The organism is Bradyrhizobium macuxiense, assembly GCF_001542415.1.
Classification (GTDB): Bacteria; Pseudomonadota; Alphaproteobacteria; order Rhizobiales; family Xanthobacteraceae; genus Bradyrhizobium; species Bradyrhizobium macuxiense.
In genome coordinates this window covers 1-15,457 of record NZ_LNCU01000092.1, presented here as the reverse complement: position 1 = coordinate 15,457, position 15,457 = coordinate 1, and the positions used below count along the sequence as shown (strand labels likewise).

Genomic DNA, 15,457 nt, shown 5'->3' with positions numbered 1-15,457 from the left:
CGGGCCTGCCTTACGACAAGCATCTGGCGGGTGGCATCATCGGCTGGAAGGCGGCGGGATTGCCGACCAAGACGGGCGGCTGATCTCCGACATGACCTCAATGAACAAGGTCTTCGCAGACCTTCCAGTCACGATCTTCGAGGCGATGTCGCAGGCCGCGCGCGACAATAACGCCATCAATCTTGGACAGGGCTTTCCCGACGATCCCGGACCGGAGGACATCCGCCGCGCCGCCGCGGATGCTTCAGTGAACGGTTACAATCAGTATCCGTCGATGATGGGCATTCCGGAGCTGCGCCAGGCGATCGCCTCGCATTACGGCCGCTGGCATGGGCTCACGCTCGATCCGATGACCGAAGTGATGGTGACATCGGGCGGCACCGAGGCCCTGACCTCCGCGATCCTCGCCGTCGTCGAGCCCGGCGACGAAGTGATCGTGTTCCAGCCGGTCTATGATTCCTATCTGCCGATCATCCGTCAGGCCGGCGGCATTCCACGGCTGCTGCGCCTCGAGCCGCCGCATTGGCGCCTCAACGAGGAGATGCTGAGGAGCGCCTTCAACCACAAGACAAAGGCGGTGCTGTTCAACAACCCGCTCAATCCGGCGGCGGTGGTCTATCCGCGCGAGGATCTCGAATTGCTGGCGCGCTTCTGCCAGGAGTTCGACAGCGTCGCGATCTGCGACGAGGTCTGGGAACACGTGGTGTTCGACGGCCGCGAGCACATCCCGCTGATCACGATCCCGGGCATGCGCGATCGCACCATCAAGGTCGGCAGCGCCGGCAAGATATTCTCGCTGACGGGATGGAAGATCGGCTTCGTCTGCGCTGCGCCGCCGCTGTTGCGGGTCGCAGCCAAGGTGCACCAGTTTCTCACCTTCACGACAGCGCCCAATCTGCAGGCGGCCGTAGCTTACGGCCTCAACAAGCCCGACGACTATTTCCATACGATGCGCAAGGATATGGCGCGAAGCCGCGACCGCCTGACCAAGGGGCTCGAAAGCATCGGCTTCCCGGTGCTGAAGTCGCAGGGGACGTACTTCCTCACCGTGGACCTGTCGCCGCTTGGCCTCAACGAGACCGACGCGGAGTTCTGCTGGCGCATCGTCAAGGACTACAAGGTCGCGGCGATCCCGGTGTCGGCGTTCTACGAACAGGATGCGGTGACGTCGGTCGTGCGGTTCTGTTTTGCCAAGAATGACGCCACGCTCGACACTGCGCTGGAGCGTCTGTCGGATGCGGTCCGCCACCGCAGGAGGTAAGCCCGGAATGCGAGAGCAGAGCCGTCGCCACTTGAGCTTCATGGGTGCCGTCGCCGCGGCTTTGCTGTTGTCTTTCTCAGCCCATGCGCAGGAGCGGACGGTCAACTTCTACAACTGGTCGAACTACATGGCGCCTGGGGTCCTCGAGGACTTCACGAAGGAAACCGGAATCAAGGTCGTCTACGACACGTTCGACGCCAACGAGACGCTGGAGACGCGCCTGCTTGCCGGCAAGTCGGGTTACGACGTCGTGGTGCCGACTGGCTATTTCCTGCAGCGCCAGATCACTGCCAAGGTGTTCCTGCCGCTCGACAAGTCGAAGCTGCCGAATCTTGCGAATGCATGGCCGGTCGTGGCCAAGCGGCTCGCGACCTACGATCCCGGCAACACCTACGGTGCCAACTACATGTGGGGTACCACCGGGATCGGCTACAACGTCAAGAAGGTGCGGGAAATCCTGGGGGCCGATGCGAAGATCGACAGCTGGGACATGGTGTTCAAGCCGGAGAATCTCGCCAGGTTCAGGGATTGCGGCATCCATATGCTGGATTCCCCCGATGATATCCTGCCGGCGGCGCTGAACTATCTCGGGCTCGATCCGAATTCGACCAAGCAGGCAGATCTCGAGAAGGCCGCCGAGTTCGTCATGAAGATCCGGCCCTATGTGCGCAAATTCCACTCGTCCGAATATCTCAGCGCGCTGGCCTCGGGTGAGATCTGCTTCGTGGTCGGATGGTCGGGCGACGTCATGCAGGCGCGCAGCCGCGCGGCAGAGGCCAAGAACGGCGTCGAGATCGGCTACACGATCCCGAAGGAGGGCGCGCAGATGTTCTTCGACAATCTCGCGATCCCTGCGGATGCGAAGAATGTCGAAGAGGCCTATGCGCTGATCAATTACCTCTATCGTCCCGAGGTCGCGGCGAAGAACTCGAATTTCCTGTCCTACGCCAACGGCAATCTGGCGAGCCAGAAGCTGATCGATCCGAAGATCTTCAACGACAAGAACATCTACCCCGACGAGGCGATGCAGCAGAAGCTGTTCGTGATCACCGCGCGCGATCCCGCCACGCAGCGGATCATCAACCGCCTATGGACCCGGGTGAAGACGGGGAAGTGACGCCTCGCTGCGGCCGCATCAACCGTCATTGCGAGGAGCGAAGCGACGAAGCAATCCATTGCTCCGCATATGCGGGCCGATGGATTGCTTCGCTGCGCTCGCAATGACGCGGTGAGATTTTGCGCCTACCGCCACCGCCGGTGCAGCCAGAGCCACTGATCCGGGTATTCACGGATCCAGCCCTCGACGACGTCGGTGACAGCCTGCATGGTGCCCTGGATGTCGATCTGGCCGGAGGCATCGAACACCGGTTTCACTTCCTCGGAGACCTCGCCGCGATAGCGGCCGTCGGGCAGGCGGATGATCCGGGTGCCGTGGATCGGGCAATCGATCTGCCGGCGCAGGCGCGCCAGCGTGGGATTCGCGGTGGTTTTGCGGCCGAAGAAGGTCACTGGGACGCCATTGGTCAGATACTGGTCGACCAGCATCGCGACATGCTGGCCGTTCTGGAGCGCCTGCGCCAGCTTGAGCGGTGCGTCACGGCCGGCCGCGACCATCGTGCCCATCTTGACCGCGCGAATGCGTTGGATCGCGCGGTCGGCGGCCTCGATATTGGGGCGTCGGAACAGGATCGTTGCATCCAGGCCGTGCGCCACGGCGGCGAGCGCGGGAAGCTCCCAATTGCCGAGATGGGCGGCAAAGAACAGCGCCGGCTTGCCGTCGTCGCGCAACTGGTCAAACAGCTCCTTGCTGCGTCCTGAGAATTCGACGCGCCCCGGTTTGTCCGGATGTTCGGGATCATGGTCCCAGATGCGGTCGAGATGCGCGAACTCCGCGCCGAGGCGTCCGAGATTATGCCAGACCCCGGTGAGGATCGTCTCGATTTCCTCCGGTGATTTCTCCGGGAAGGCCGCCCTGAGATTCTCGCGACCGATGCGGTCCTCGCGCAGCCGGCGGCCGATGAAATGCGCGGCGCTGCCAAAGAACTGTGCGCTCTTGTCCGGATCGAAATAGCGCGCAGTCCGCAACAGACCGATTGTCACCGCGCCGATCGCGGCGTCGGTGACAGGCTTTGTGGCGTCGCGAAGGCGCGCCTTGGTGCGAAGGAGCAGGCGTTTCATCGCACGAGGCGCGAGCGCCGGTCAGGCGGGTTCGCGCGTCAGGATCAGCGAGGCATTCTGCCCGCCGAAACCGAACGAGTTCGACATCACGGCCGTGACACGCGCATCGCGTGCCTTGTTGCCGACCACGTCGAACGGAATCGCGGGATCCGGCACCTCGTAGTTGATGGTCGGCGGAATCCGCTGATGTTCGAGTGTAAGCAGCGAGTAGATCGCCTCGACCGCGCCGGCCGCGGAGATGGTGTGGCCGACCATCGACTTGTTCGACGACACCGGGATGTTCGGGGTGTGCTCGCCGAACACGGCCGCGGTCGCAAGATATTCCATCTTGTCGTTTTCCGGCGTCGAGGTGCCGTGCGCGTTGATGTGGTCGATCTGGTTCGGCTCCATGCCTGCATCGGCAAGCGTCTTGCGAACGCAGCCGATCGCCGGCTTACCGTCCGGGCTCGAACGCGTGCGGTGGAAGGAGTCGGTGAGTTCGCCGCAGCCGGCGACGACGCCGAGGATGCGTGCGCCGCGCGCCACCGCGGCGTCGTAGCTTTCCAGCACGAGCGCGCCGGCACCTTCGGCCATCACGAAGCCATCGCGATTCTTCGAGAACGGCTTCGAGGCGCCCTGGGGCGGATCGTTCTGGGTGGAGAGGGCTGAGAGCAGCGAGAAGCGCACCATGGCTTCCGGATTGACCGAGCCGTCGGTCGCGATGCACAGCGTCGCGTCGGCCTCACCACGGCGGATCGCCTCGACGCCGAGCTGGATCGCGGTCGCGCCGGACGCGCAGGCCGTCGACAATGAAATCGGCGACCCCTTGGTGCCGAAGGTCTCGGCGAGATTCAGTGCGACGGAACCGAAGGTGAAACGGCGATGGAAGCGGGTGAACTGGCCGCTGCCGCAGGTCGCCAGATACTCGATTATTCCGAAATCCTTGGTCTCGACGGCGCGCGCGACCTCCAGCCGCTGCGGCCATTCGGTCTCGATCGGAGCAACGGCCAGAAACATCGGACCGGGAAAATCGCCCTTGCTGCCGATGCCCGATTGGCCGAGCGCTTCCTCGGTGGCCATCACCGCGAGGCGCTCGGAGAGGCTGGTCGAGGAGAAGGGATCGACGGTCACGAAATCGACCGCGCCGGCCATCGTCGTCTTCATGCCGTCGATCGGGAAGCGGGTCACCGTCTTGATACCGGACTCACCGGCGGTCAGCCGATTCCAGTTGTCCGTCTTGCCCGCGCCGAGCGATGTCACGATTCCCATGCCGGTCACGACAACGATCGGTCGGCCGAATTTATCGCGTGTTGCTGTCATGGTTTCCCCGTCGGTGCTGCGCCGGACCTACTTGACGGCCTCGACTAGGGCCATGCCTTCGCCCTGCCAATGACCGGCCCCCATGACGACAATCTGGGTTGGCGGGCCTGCCTTTTCAACCTCGAACCCGGTCGGGTCGTTGGCCGGGTAGAGCGCTCCGCGCGAGATCGAGAGCGCGGCCAGCGCCAGACCGAGCGGAAACTGCGCCTCGATCGTATGGCCGAAGGTCGTCCCGGTGGCGCGCACGGCGAGGCCAGGATGTTCGCCCAGGAAGGCGCGCTCTTCCGCGGTAGCGGGTTCGGCCCCGGTTGCGCCCGTGATCACGGCTGTCTCGTCATCGGTCGCGCCGAGTTGCGGCCACATCGCCTGCAGCGACTTCGTCACCGCGCCGGGCTCCTTGCGCCGGGCCAGATCGGCAACCACCTTGGTCAGCTTGGCGTAGGGTTTCGCGCCACGGGCTTCTGCATGTTCGCGCGACTCCATGACCAGGAACGCGCCGACCGAGCCGAGCGCGAAACCGGGCTTGTCCTTGCGGGCCCAGACCGGCGCATATGGGCCCTTCAGGCTGAACTCGCCGAATTCGTAGAGCATCAAGAGGTCGCCGCGATCGCCATTGTGGGCGGCGCCCACCAATGCGATGTCGCTCTGGCCGGCGCCGATGCGGGCGACCGCGTTGCGCGCCGCGTCGATGCTCGAGGCTTCCTCGCCCATGAAGGTGCGCGAGGTGCCGCATACGCCGTGCACGATTGCAATGTTGCCCGCAAGCAGGTTGGAGAGCTGCGCCAGGAACAGCGTCGGACGCAACTCGTTCATCAGCTTCTCGTTGATGGCACCGGACGGCAAATTGCCCTGCGCGTCGGCATTCATGATCGCGAGGTCGACCTTGAGATCGCGCTCGCCGCCGCCCGCCGCGACGATCATGTCCATCCGTGACAGGATTTCCTGATTGCCTTTGACGCCGGCGGAGTCGAGCGCAAGGCCGGCCGCATAGACGCCGATGCGTTGCCACGTCTCCATCTGACGTTGATCGCCCTTCTTCGGGATCTGGGCGTCGAAGCTGACCGGAGCAATCGGGTGGATGACGTACGGCGCGAGGCGCGTCTCGTCGACATTGACGCGCTTGGCGGTCAGCGCTTCCCAATGCGCATCGAGCCCTTCGCCCAGCGAGGACAGCAGACCTATTCCGGTGATCCAGACTTCTTTCGGCTCAGCCATGGGTATTTGCCTGCAGCGGGAATCCGATCTTGTTCGCCATTGCATCCATATGGACGCGAAGGGCGGGATCGGGGAAGGGAGCAAGGCCGAAGGTTATTTCCGCGCTGCACTTCAAGTCGGTGCCGACGCGACCCTTGGCCTTCGTGACAGCAAAGCCGGAGCCTTCGTGCTCCAGCTTCGCATCGATCGTCAGGAGCTGACCGGGACTGACGAAGCCCCGCATCTTTGCTTCCTTTACGATTGCGAGAAACGGCATGCGCTCAAACTTCAACAGGCCTAGCAAGAGCCATCCCGAGCTCTGCGCCATCGCTTCGGTCAGCAGTACCCCGGGCATGATGGGAAAGCCCGGGAAGTGCCCCTCGAAAATGGTGTGCGTCGCCGGAACCTGGGCCTCGACCGTGATCGTTTTGGCGTCGAGATTGAGGTCGACGATCCGATCAATCAGCTGAAAATATTCGAGCTGCATGGCGGGCGGTTACGAGCCCGTGCCCGTGCCCGCGTTCTTGGCCGCGACCAACTCGTCGATACGATCGGCGAGGTTCTTCAGCACGAAGTACTGCTCTGTCGTTGCCTTGCCGTCGTTGACCTCCTGGGTCCACTTTTCGAGCGGCATCTTGATTCCGAAAGCCTTGTCGATGGCAAAGGCGATGTCCAGGAAGTCGAGGCTGTCGATTCCCAGATCGTCGATGGCATGGCTCTCCGGCTTGATCGTGTCGCGCGGAATATCGCAGGTCTCCGCGATAATGTTGGCGATCTGCTCGAATGTGGAGGACATCATTAAGCCTTTGATATATTGGGGGTAATTCCGGAGCGGCTTCGGAGAAAACGGACGCGGCGCCCCAGCATCCCCTAGGTCTGTTGCCGGAGTCGTGTGCCCGTATATCGGAGCGGGGCCGTTAGTTCAATGGAGCTTGGCCGGCCAGGCATGGCCGGTTTTTCAGGCAGGGGTTCCGGCCAGCCTAGCTTCGCGGCATCACCGAAATCTTTGCGCAGTCGCGCAGGCCCATCAGCACGCAGTCCTGGGTCTTGCGCAGGTCGGCGATGCTCATGGCAAGCCAGATGCCGATCGCGGTGAGCGCCACGGTGAAGGCGAAGGCGGCGATGTTGGCAAGCATGCGCTGGCGGAAGTCGTCCGGCTCCTCGCGCGGCCTCTCGTAGCGGGACAAATCGTTGGCGACCGATGCTGGGCGGGCCGGCCGGGTCGGCTCCTCGCGCTTGCCGGGGGGCTGCGCCGACGTACGCGGCCGGAATTTGAGCACCACGTGCTCGTCATCCGAAATGATTGGCCGCTGCGTTTTCACTGCTGTCAGTCCGGTCGCGTCGCAACCAAGTTGTAGCATGTTCGCTGCGCTCCACACCTAAAATCTTAGTGCGCGCGGAGGTGGTATTCACGCCTCGATCGTGTCGTGGAACCGGCTGTAGTCGATCCTGATCAGGCCGTCGTCGGTCGTACGCAGGATCTCGGCGTAGCGATGGCCGATGCGGATATCCGAATGCTCGTACGATCGTCGCGCATGCACAGTTTGCGCTGCAAGGTCGTCATAGCCTGAGACGACCACCCCCAACCCGGCGTTGATGGCTTCCAGGTCGGCAGCGCTGAGGCCATGGAGTGGGCTGTCCTCGCCGATGACGTGAAACAAAGTCCAGCTTAGCGCCAGCGCCGGGCTTTCGCGCTGCACGAGCGGCAGGTCGTAGAACCGGCGATATGCCATGCCTTCCTTGCTGACACCGTTCTTGAACAGCCAGAGCCGCGCGGTGGCGTTGGCAATGATGTTGTGCCGCTCGTTGGCGAGACGGATCATCAACGTCTGCTGACCCTCATGATTCGAAATCACGGGATTGTCCGCGAACAGCAGACGGGCACGCGGCCGGGAGAACCGGGCGAAGATCAATCCGGTCATCAGCGACATCGAGAAGATGCCTGTAAACAGCTCGACGGCCGCAATGAAGTGCCCGTAATGCGTCTGCGGATGCATATCGCCGTAGCCGGCGGTCGAGAGCGTTTCGATGCTGAAATAGAGGTAGTCGATGTACTGGCCGCCGGGCACATTCGCGATCGGCTGATCGCCGAGCCAGTACAGGAGAGCGAAGAAGGCATTGAAGATGATGAACACCAATGCTGCACCGCCAATGAAGCTCGGCCAGGATGCCGTCAGGCAGCGATGGCTGACGTCGGCCCAGAAACTGAGCTCGAGCCCTTCGGTCACGACCACGCGATTGCCAAGGCGGACCCTGCGGGCCTTTGCTACTCGATCACTCTCTGTCGCGGCCATTCCGTTCATCCCGACCGGGGGTCTTTACACCCGCCTCTGACATCATGTCATAATGGAACCAACTGCACAGTGCCGGTCAAACGGGAGCACAGATTCATGGCCCATACGCGCGAACCCTACGTCAAGCCGGTCCCAATCATGTCGTTGCGACCGACCCAGATGACGGTCGGCATGCACGAGGTGAAGGAGAAGCGGAAGCGCTGGCGTGAGCACGCCTCCAGCAAGAAGCGCGCGGAACTGCTCGGCAAGCACATGATCCCCGTGGTGCACGGTCCGGACGATCGCTACTACGTGGTCGATCATCATCACATGGCGCGCGCGCTGCACGAGGAGGGCGTCAAGGACATTCTGGTCACCGTGATCGGGGACCTCACGATGGTCGAGCGTGACGTATTCTGGGGCGTGATGGACAACAAGCGCTGGGTCTATCCCTACAACGCCAAGGGCGACCGCTGCCACTTCAGGGACATTCCGAAGTCGATCAAGGATCTCAAGGACGATCCGTTCCGCAGCCTTGCGGGCGAGATGCGCCGGGCCGGCGGCTTCGCCAAGGACACGACACCGTTCAGCGAATTCCTGTGGGCCGATTTCCTGCGCCGGCACATTCCGCGCAAGACGGTGGAGAACAATTTCGCCAAGGCGCTGGAGAAAGGCCTCGCGCTCGGGCGCAGCCAGGGTGCGGTCTATCTGCCCGGCTGGTGCGGGCCGGCGTCGGACGACTGATCAACCTGAAGGTGTGGCGGCGCGGGATCCTGCCAGGTGGCCGCGCCGAGGCGCAGGATGATCTCGCTCCAGTCTGCCAACGCGGGCCTCTACTTCGGCTGCCGACCGAGCACGTAGAATTCGTCGTTCGGGCGCATCGCGGTGACGTTCGCCATCCGGTTCGAGAGCGCGAAGAACGCAGCGACCGCGGCGATATCCCAGATGTCGTCGTCCCTGAAGCCGTGGGCAGCGAGGGCGACGAAGTCGACCTCCGAGACCTCTTCGGCGGCGCGGCTCACCTTCATCGCGAAGTCGAGCATCGCGCGCTGCCGCGGCGTGATGTCGGCCTTGCGGTAGTTGGCGGCGATCTGGTCGGCGATCAGCGGGTTCTTGGCACGGATGCGCAGGATCGCGCCGTGGGCGATCACGCAATACTGGCACTGGTTGGCAGCGCTGGTCGCCACCACGATCATCTCGCGCTCGGCCTTGGAGAGCCCGCTGTCCTTCTCCATCAGCGCGTCGTGATAGGCGAAGAAGGCGCGAAACTCGTCCGGACGATAGGCCAGCGACAGGAAGACGTTCGGCACGAAGCCCGACTTCTCCTGCACTGCCAGGATGCGGGTGCGAATATCCTCGGGAAGCTTGTCGAGAGCGGGCGGGGCGAAGCGTTTGGCGGTCGGCTGAGTCATGAGATGGTTCCGGCATGCCGCTGGAATGCGGCGTCACGTCGAACCATAGTGGATGATAGCCCCGGTGCAAGGCGCATCGGCGGTCCGGCCGCGATGCTTATTGGCGCATGATCGCGCGTCAGCGCAACGGCTTCTTCAGCAGCGAGAAGCGATCGGGATCGAGCCCGAGCGAGGGCTGCAGCATCGGTGCTTCCGCCGAGGCCATTGGCCGCGGCGCCTGCGCGCGGTCATTGACGCCGGAGTCGACGAGCGCGTCGCGATGCGATGTCGCGCCGCGCCAGCGTTCCAGCACGGCGCTGACGAAATGCAGGTCGTGGCCGGCGGTGACCGACGGCACGGTCGCGATGGTGGCTTCGCCGCGCGGCACCTGGTGCGGCGGCACTTCCTTGAAGCGCAGGCGCGTCGGCAGCGCCACGCCTTCGCCGAACGCCAGCACCTCGCGAGTGCCGAGCGAGGGTACGAACGACAGCAGGTTGGCGGCGGCGTCCGAAACCGCCGAGCGCAGCAGCGCCTGGTCGCGATCGTTGGCAAGGCGCATCGTGAACAGCGTATTGCACTGGGAGATGATGGTCGCGTCGAGCTCGGCCGGACGCTGGGTGATGAGGCCGAGATAGACGCCGTATTTGCGGCCTTCCTTGGCGATGCGCGAGACCGCCTTGCGCGTCGGTCCGAACCCGATGTTGCGGTCGGCGGAAGCGTAGCGGTGCGCCTCCTCGCAGACGAACAGCATAGGCGAGACGCCGTCGCTCCACAGCCCGAAATCGAACGCCATGCGGCACAGCACCGACACCACGGAATCGACGACTTCGGCCGGGAAGCCGGCGAGCTGCATGATGGTCATCGGCTTGCCGTTGGCCGGCAGGCGGAACAGATGGCTGATCACGTCCGCCATGGTGTCGCCGCCGACATTGGCGTTGTCGAACATGAAGGCATAGCGCGGATCGTTGCGCACGGTGTCGATGCGCGAGATCAGCTTGTGATAAATGATGCGTGACGAGCGGTTCTCGAGCTTGCCCATGCGCTCGTCGATCTGCGAGATCAGGTCGACGAGGCGATAGGGCACCGGCGTGTCGACCGTGTAGCCGATCTGCTTCGGATCGACGCGCTTCAGCCCGAGTCCGACCCGGTCGGAATTCTGGTACTGGGTATAGATGCCCTTCGCGATCGGGATCACTTCGGCGAGGATGTCGAGCTCTTCGGGCACGCCGGGACGTCCGCCGAACAGCACGTCGACGATCTCTTCGAAGTTGAACAGCCAGAATGGCAGCTTGAGGTTTCGCGGATTGAGCACCTGAGCGCGCTCGCCGAAGCAGCGGCCGTATTCATTGTGCACGTCGAGCAGGAAGATGCGCAGGTTCGGCCGCGACTTCAGGATCTCGTTGAGCAGCAGCGACACGCCGGTCGACTTGCCGACGCCGGTCGAGCCGAGCACCGCGAAATGCTTGGAGAGCATTTCCTCGACATCGACATAGGCGATGACCGACTTGTCCTGCTGCAGCGTCCCGACATTGATCTGGTCCGAGCCGCTCGGCGCGTAGACCGTGCGCAGCTCCTGGTTGGTGATCAGTTCGACGCTGTCGCCGATGGTCGGATAGTGGGTGACGCCGCGCTGGAATTTGGGGCGGTCGCCGCCATAGATCTCACCGAGCAAGTCGACCGAGGCGGTCGCGATGTAGGTCTCGGAATCCGCCACGTCCTCGCACGAAACTTCGGTGATCATCGCGACAATCACCGAGGTCGCGCAACGGATGCTGACAAACCGGCCGACGGTCGCACGCATTTCCGAAAGCGGCATCTGGCCCGCAGCCATGAGTCCGACCCGGGCCTGCGAGCCGCGCACAGAAATCACACGTCCGAAGGATGTCACGGTTGCGGCCTGGCTGTTTCGAAAAATGAATGTCCGGACCAATATGCCGGGGCGGGGCTGGAAAATCCGTTAAATCGCCACGGTTCCGGATCGGCTAAATCTACCGCTTCCGGGTGAGGATTTGTTCTTTTAGCGCGACGAGGCGTGCGGCAGCTGCTTGGTTTCTGCTGAGAAATCGTCGCTTTCCGGGACAGACTGCGATTGTTTCGGGGTGTTTGCATTAAGGCCGGGTTTACCATGCCGAAGGAGAGCCCTTCCGATCATGGTCCGTGGATACCCTTGCACAATTTTGCCGCGTCTCTTCTCGGTATCGTGTAACCGATTGCTAACTGCGACTTGTAACGCCCTCTCCATTTGTAACGCGTAACGATACGGCCCCCGGGGAGACCAGCGTGCGTATCGACGATCGCAATCCAGTGTCTGGGAATGCCGAAAGCCGTTCGACCAAAGGGCTTGCGTTCTGCGCAGGTCTGTTGGTCGGAAGCCTGCTCGGAAGCGCAACGGCGACATGGAGCGTGCGCGAAGGGCTGCTGATGGCGGCGATCGTGATCCTGGCCGTCATTGTCTTCCTGGTGCTGAAGCGACATCAGACCTCGGATGAGCGGCTCGCCGTCGAGCGCCGCAATCTGTCGACGGCGGTGAACAACATTCCGCAGGGACTCGTTCTCTACGACGCGTCGGCGCGGATCATCATCTGCAACCGACCCTACATCGAGATGTTCGGTCTCTCGCCTGACGTGGCGAAACCCGGCTGCACGATGCAGCGCCTGATCGCGCACCGTCAGGAGACCGGGTCGTTCGACGGCGATGTCGACGAATTCTGCAACGCCATCATCCGCAACGTGGCGCTCGGCAAGGCAACGCGGCAGCTCACCGAGGCGCCGGGCGGGCGCGCGATCGAGATCGTCAACAAGCCGCTGCCGCTGGGCGGGTGGGTGGCGACGATCGAGGACATCACCGAGCGCACCCGCGCCGACGAGAAGATCGCCCATATGGCGCATTACGATGCGCTGACCGATCTGCCCAACCGCGTGCTGTTCCGTGAGCGGCTGGAGCAGGCGCTGAAGGCGATCCGGCCGGGCGGGCAGCTCGCCGTCATGTATATCGACATCGACGAGTTCAAGAGCGTCAACGACGCGCTCGGCCATCAGATCGGCGACGAGCTGCTCAAGGCGATCGCCGGCCGACTGCGCGCCTGCGTCAAGGAGACCGATGTTGCGGCCCGGCTCGGCGGCGACGAGTTCGCCGTGATCCAGACCGCGATCCGCAGCCATACCGAGACCATGCAGCTGCTGGCCGCGATCTATCAGGCGATCCGCGAACCGATCGATTGCAGTGGGCACCTGATCACCACCGACGCAAGCATCGGCATCGCGGTCGCGCCCAGCGACGGTATTGACCTCGATCAGCTGCTTCGCAACGCCGACCTCGCGCTCTATGGAGCGAAGAGTGACGGCCGGCGTACCTATCGTTTCTTCGAGGCCGGCATGGACGCGCGCGCCAAGGCGCGGCGCAGCCTCGAACTGGAGCTGCGCCAGGCAATCGCCGACGGTGGCTTCGAGCTCCATTATCAGCCGCTGCTCCATCTCGAGGACAGCAAGGTCAGCTGCTGCGAGGCGCTGCTGAGGTGGCGTCATCCCGAACGCGGCACCATCTCGCCGGCTGATTTCATCCCGGTCGCCGAGGAAACCGGCCTGATCAACGATCTCGGCCACTGGGTGCTCAACACCGCATGCCGGGAAGCGGTGAACTGGCCGGATCATGTTCATGTGGCGGTCAACGTCTCCCCGATCCAGTTCAAGAGCCAGACGCTCGCGCTGAACGTCGCCACGGCGCTTGCGGCGTCGGGACTCTCGGCCTCGCGGCTTGAGCTCGAGATCACCGAAGCGGTGCTGATCCGTGACGACGAGGCAGCGCTCGATATCCTGCATCAGTTGCGTGAACTCGGCGTGCGGATCGCGCTCGACGATTTCGGCACCGGCTACTCCTCGCTGAGCTATCTTCAGCGTTTTCCGTTCGACAAGATCAAGATCGATCGCGCCTTCATCAAGGATCTCGCCGGCGCCGGCGCGTCTTCCACGATCGTGCAGGCCGTGGTGAACATCGCCGCCGCCAGCGACATGACCACCACCGCCGAGGGCGTCGAGACCGAGCAGCAGCGCAACATGCTGCGTATCCTCGGCTGCACCGAAATGCAGGGCTATCTGTTCAGCCGGCCGGTGCCGGCGACTGATATCCGCAAGCTCCTGTCGTCGTACCGCGAGCGGGCTGCCTCGGTCGCCTGACCGTCGGCTCCGGCCACTTTCGATATGTGATGTCGGCCACGGAACGCCCCGTGGCCGCCGGCCATCTTGTTCACGCGCAGCAAGAGGGCTTCGCCATGTATTGTCTTGTGAACGCGCTCCTCGTTCTCGCGATGGCGTTCTTCTTTTTCCTGCCCATGACCGACCGCCGGACGGCGCGGATGAAGCTCTGCGTGGTGTGCGCGCTCGCCGTCGCATTGACGGTGTCCGCGACAGCATCCCGGCCGCGCGCGCCGGCGCCGGTGATGATGTCGCGGGGCTAGCATTACAGTTGTCTTTTTGCTTTGAGGTGCGCCCGTTGAGCTGCCGCCTGGTGGGCTCTGCGCCAGAAGGACCAAGCGATGATGAGCGCGGGTTCGATCCGCGTGCGATGAAGTCTGATGGCAATGCGGCGGATTTCCTGGAGTGACCAGCGGATCAGTTTGGGGGCGGTTTTGTTTTGGCTTTTGCCGCGTGGCGCCGTTTCGTTTTTTTGGGCGGCGTCGGATTGGCGCGATGCCGGATTGCGGCCATCATGGCGAATGCGAGCATCACCAAGGACACGTGACGGTGCCAGCCATGCCAGGATCTGCTCTCGTTGTGATCGAGCCCGAATTCGTTTTTCGCAGTTTCAAAGCTGTCTTCGATCGCCCATCGATGGCCTTCGACCGCGACCAGCGTTTCAATTGATGTTCCTGCCGGGCACCAGGTCGAGAAGAAGGCGAGGTCATCATCAGCGATACGACGCCGGATCAGCAGACCGCGTGTCCAAAGACCTTGATCGACGCTGTTGAATTCTTCGGCATCGAGATCGGCTAGTTCGAGATAACACCAATCGTGCAGCCGCGGTCCTTTGGTTCCGGCACCGGCCGACAGGCGCTTCCAGTCGGATGGGCGTCGCGTCCGGGCGAGTTCCGCAGCCGTCCCGGCGACCGGCGGTCGCTTGCCCCAGGATCGGAATACATGAGCGCTGTTGACCCCAAGCACGTAGCCCTTGCCGGCCCGACGCAATTGCTGTTCGAGGTCGCCAACACCGTAAACGGTATCGCCGGCAACCCAGTTGAATGGGACAGACGCCGCTATCGCCCGTGCGATCATTCTCGTCGCAAGCTTTGGCTTGGTCGCAAAACCGACGTCGGCAGGCACGTATGTGGCTTCCAGGCGATCTGGATCGTCGGTCCATTCCTTCGGAAGATATAATGCGCGATCGATGAACGCATGGCCATGACGCGAAACGTAGGTAGCGAACACGCCGATCTGGCAGTTCGTAATCTTGCCTGCCGAACCGGTGTATTGCCGCGCCACGCCGCACGACGCCTTCCCCTGTTTGAGAAAGCCGGTCTCGTCGATGACGAGGACCGCATCGTCGTCTGCCAAATGCTCCATCACATAGTCGCGGACAATATCGCGCAAGGCATCGGCATCCCAATCGCTGCGACCCAAGATCGCCTGTTGCCGCCAAGGACCAGGATCGCCAGCGGCCTCCGCGCGCATCCAACCGGTCTTGCGTTGCTCATCACCGAGCAGACCTTCCAGAAACAGGCCCGCGTTCCTCGCAACACGTTCTTGCCCGAACAGCGGACGTATCCGCTTCTTAACCTCCCGAAGCGACGCAGCCCACAACGCAAGCGTCTCTTCAACTGACGCTGCCTGCGCCCACAATCTTCGAATCATGGTTGCCCATGGATTCA

At 63.2% G+C, this 15,457-nt stretch carries 15 protein-coding genes and 2 pseudogenes; 7 read left to right on the top strand and 10 right to left on the bottom strand.

What is annotated here, in order from left to right:
- From AS156_RS45020 to AS156_RS27615, 3 genes and pseudogenes are all read left to right on the top strand, one after another.
- Positions 1 to 83, top strand: a pseudogene (locus AS156_RS45020) (rhodanese-like domain-containing protein); the annotation flags it as partial.
- A gap of 8 nt (positions 84 to 91) precedes the next feature.
- Positions 92 to 1,261, top strand: a complete 1,170-nt coding sequence (locus tag AS156_RS27620) for an aminotransferase (protein WP_066511243.1) — start codon at positions 92 to 94, stop codon at positions 1,259 to 1,261.
- Positions 1,262 to 1,301: 40 nt separating this feature from the next.
- On the top strand, positions 1,302 to 2,378 hold the full coding sequence (locus AS156_RS27615; RefSeq protein WP_430641818.1) for a polyamine ABC transporter substrate-binding protein: 1,077 nt from the start codon (positions 1,302 to 1,304) through the stop codon (positions 2,376 to 2,378).
- Between the two features lie 125 nt (positions 2,379 to 2,503).
- Here AS156_RS27615 and AS156_RS27610 read toward each other — a convergent pair whose 3' ends face one another.
- The 7 genes from AS156_RS27610 to AS156_RS27580 all read right to left on the bottom strand — a co-directional run bounded on the left by AS156_RS27610 (position 2,504) and on the right by AS156_RS27580 (position 8,226).
- Positions 2,504 to 3,439, bottom strand: a complete 936-nt coding sequence (locus AS156_RS27610) for a lipid A biosynthesis lauroyl acyltransferase (protein WP_066511241.1) — start codon at positions 3,437 to 3,439, stop codon at positions 2,504 to 2,506.
- 21 nt (positions 3,440 to 3,460) lie between these two features.
- Complete coding sequence (locus AS156_RS27605) at positions 3,461 to 4,738, bottom strand: beta-ketoacyl-ACP synthase (protein ID WP_066511240.1); 1,278 nt, start codon at positions 4,736 to 4,738, stop codon at positions 3,461 to 3,463.
- Positions 4,739 to 4,765: 27 nt separating this feature from the next.
- A complete protein-coding gene (locus tag AS156_RS27600) occupies positions 4,766 to 5,953 on the bottom strand; it encodes a beta-ketoacyl-ACP synthase (protein WP_082747767.1) in 1,188 nt (395 codons plus the stop codon).
- On the bottom strand, positions 5,946 to 6,419 hold the full coding sequence (locus AS156_RS27595; RefSeq protein ID WP_066511235.1) for a 3-hydroxyacyl-ACP dehydratase FabZ family protein: 474 nt from the start codon (positions 6,417 to 6,419) through the stop codon (positions 5,946 to 5,948). Before AS156_RS27595 ends, AS156_RS27600 begins: the two co-directional genes overlap by 8 nt.
- Before the next feature lie 9 nt (positions 6,420 to 6,428).
- Positions 6,429 to 6,728 carry an acyl carrier protein gene (locus AS156_RS27590; RefSeq protein WP_024582229.1) on the bottom strand — a complete coding sequence of 100 codons (300 nt, stop codon included), beginning with the start codon at positions 6,726 to 6,728 and terminating at the stop codon, positions 6,429 to 6,431.
- Between the two features lie 184 nt (positions 6,729 to 6,912).
- Complete coding sequence (locus tag AS156_RS27585) at positions 6,913 to 7,254, bottom strand: hypothetical protein (protein ID WP_066511508.1); 342 nt, start codon at positions 7,252 to 7,254, stop codon at positions 6,913 to 6,915.
- Between the two features lie 87 nt (positions 7,255 to 7,341).
- A complete protein-coding gene (locus AS156_RS27580) occupies positions 7,342 to 8,226 on the bottom strand; it encodes an ion channel (RefSeq protein WP_066511506.1) in 885 nt (294 codons plus the stop codon).
- 96 nt (positions 8,227 to 8,322) lie between these two features.
- On the opposite strand from AS156_RS27580, the gene AS156_RS27575 reads away from it, so the two are divergent.
- Positions 8,323 to 8,949, top strand: coding sequence for a ParB-like protein (locus tag AS156_RS27575; RefSeq protein ID WP_066511231.1), 627 nt, complete (start codon positions 8,323 to 8,325; stop codon positions 8,947 to 8,949).
- A gap of 89 nt (positions 8,950 to 9,038) precedes the next feature.
- On the opposite strand, the gene AS156_RS27570 is transcribed toward AS156_RS27575, so the two are convergent.
- Both AS156_RS27570 and AS156_RS27565 read right to left on the bottom strand, forming a co-directional pair.
- Complete coding sequence (locus AS156_RS27570; RefSeq protein ID WP_066511220.1) at positions 9,039 to 9,617, bottom strand: peroxidase-related enzyme; 579 nt, start codon at positions 9,615 to 9,617, stop codon at positions 9,039 to 9,041.
- 118 nt (positions 9,618 to 9,735) lie between these two features.
- Positions 9,736 to 11,427: an ATP-binding protein gene (locus tag AS156_RS27565; protein ID WP_160331150.1), complete on the bottom strand. Its 1,692-nt coding sequence runs from the start codon at positions 11,425 to 11,427 to the stop codon at positions 9,736 to 9,738.
- Here AS156_RS27565 and AS156_RS43535 point away from each other — a divergent pair.
- The 3 genes and pseudogenes from AS156_RS43535 to AS156_RS27555 all read left to right on the top strand — a co-directional run bounded on the left by AS156_RS43535 (position 11,330) and on the right by AS156_RS27555 (position 14,050).
- Complete coding sequence (locus AS156_RS43535) at positions 11,330 to 11,557, top strand: hypothetical protein (protein ID WP_201456119.1); 228 nt, start codon at positions 11,330 to 11,332, stop codon at positions 11,555 to 11,557. The two genes, AS156_RS27565 and AS156_RS43535, sit on opposite strands and share 98 nt — an antisense overlap.
- 475 nt (positions 11,558 to 12,032) lie before the next feature.
- Positions 12,033 to 13,769: pseudogene (locus tag AS156_RS27560) on the top strand (putative bifunctional diguanylate cyclase/phosphodiesterase); the annotation flags it as partial.
- Between the two features lie 29 nt (positions 13,770 to 13,798).
- Complete coding sequence (locus tag AS156_RS27555) at positions 13,799 to 14,050, top strand: hypothetical protein (RefSeq protein ID WP_136626459.1); 252 nt, start codon at positions 13,799 to 13,801, stop codon at positions 14,048 to 14,050.
- A 154-nt stretch (positions 14,051 to 14,204) separates the two neighbouring features.
- Here the strand turns inward: AS156_RS27555 and AS156_RS27550 are convergent, their stop codons facing one another.
- Positions 14,205 to 15,440, bottom strand: coding sequence for an IS701 family transposase (locus tag AS156_RS27550; protein ID WP_066503483.1), 1,236 nt, complete (start codon positions 15,438 to 15,440; stop codon positions 14,205 to 14,207).
- Positions 15,441 to 15,457 lie beyond the last annotated feature (17 nt).

Excerpts from the sequence above, each read along its gene's own strand:
- AS156_RS27590 (WP_024582229.1), bottom strand. The coding sequence starts at position 6,728 with ATGTCCTCCACATTCGAGCAGATCGCCAACATTATCGCGGAGACCTGC.
- AS156_RS27600 (WP_082747767.1), bottom strand. The coding sequence starts at position 5,953 with ATGGCTGAGCCGAAAGAAGTCTGGATCACCGGAATAGGTCTGCTGTCC.
- AS156_RS27580 (WP_066511506.1), bottom strand. The coding sequence starts at position 8,226 with ATGGCCGCGACAGAGAGTGATCGAGTAGCAAAGGCCCGCAGGGTCCGC.
- AS156_RS27605 (WP_066511240.1), bottom strand. The coding sequence starts at position 4,738 with ATGACAGCAACACGCGATAAATTCGGCCGACCGATCGTTGTCGTGACC.
- AS156_RS27570 (WP_066511220.1), bottom strand. The coding sequence starts at position 9,617 with ATGACTCAGCCGACCGCCAAACGCTTCGCCCCGCCCGCTCTCGACAAG.
- AS156_RS27615 (WP_430641818.1), top strand. The coding sequence starts at position 1,302 with ATGGGTGCCGTCGCCGCGGCTTTGCTGTTGTCTTTCTCAGCCCATGCG.
- AS156_RS27610 (WP_066511241.1), bottom strand. The coding sequence starts at position 3,439 with ATGAAACGCCTGCTCCTTCGCACCAAGGCGCGCCTTCGCGACGCCACA.
- AS156_RS27550 (WP_066503483.1), bottom strand. The coding sequence starts at position 15,440 with ATGATTCGAAGATTGTGGGCGCAGGCAGCGTCAGTTGAAGAGACGCTT.
- AS156_RS27575 (WP_066511231.1), top strand. The coding sequence starts at position 8,323 with ATGGCCCATACGCGCGAACCCTACGTCAAGCCGGTCCCAATCATGTCG.
- AS156_RS27620 (WP_066511243.1), top strand. The coding sequence starts at position 92 with ATGACCTCAATGAACAAGGTCTTCGCAGACCTTCCAGTCACGATCTTC.
- AS156_RS27555 (WP_136626459.1), top strand. The coding sequence starts at position 13,799 with ATGTCGGCCACGGAACGCCCCGTGGCCGCCGGCCATCTTGTTCACGCG.
- AS156_RS27595 (WP_066511235.1), bottom strand. The coding sequence starts at position 6,419 with ATGCAGCTCGAATATTTTCAGCTGATTGATCGGATCGTCGACCTCAAT.
- AS156_RS27565 (WP_160331150.1), bottom strand. The coding sequence starts at position 11,427 with ATGGCTGCGGGCCAGATGCCGCTTTCGGAAATGCGTGCGACCGTCGGC.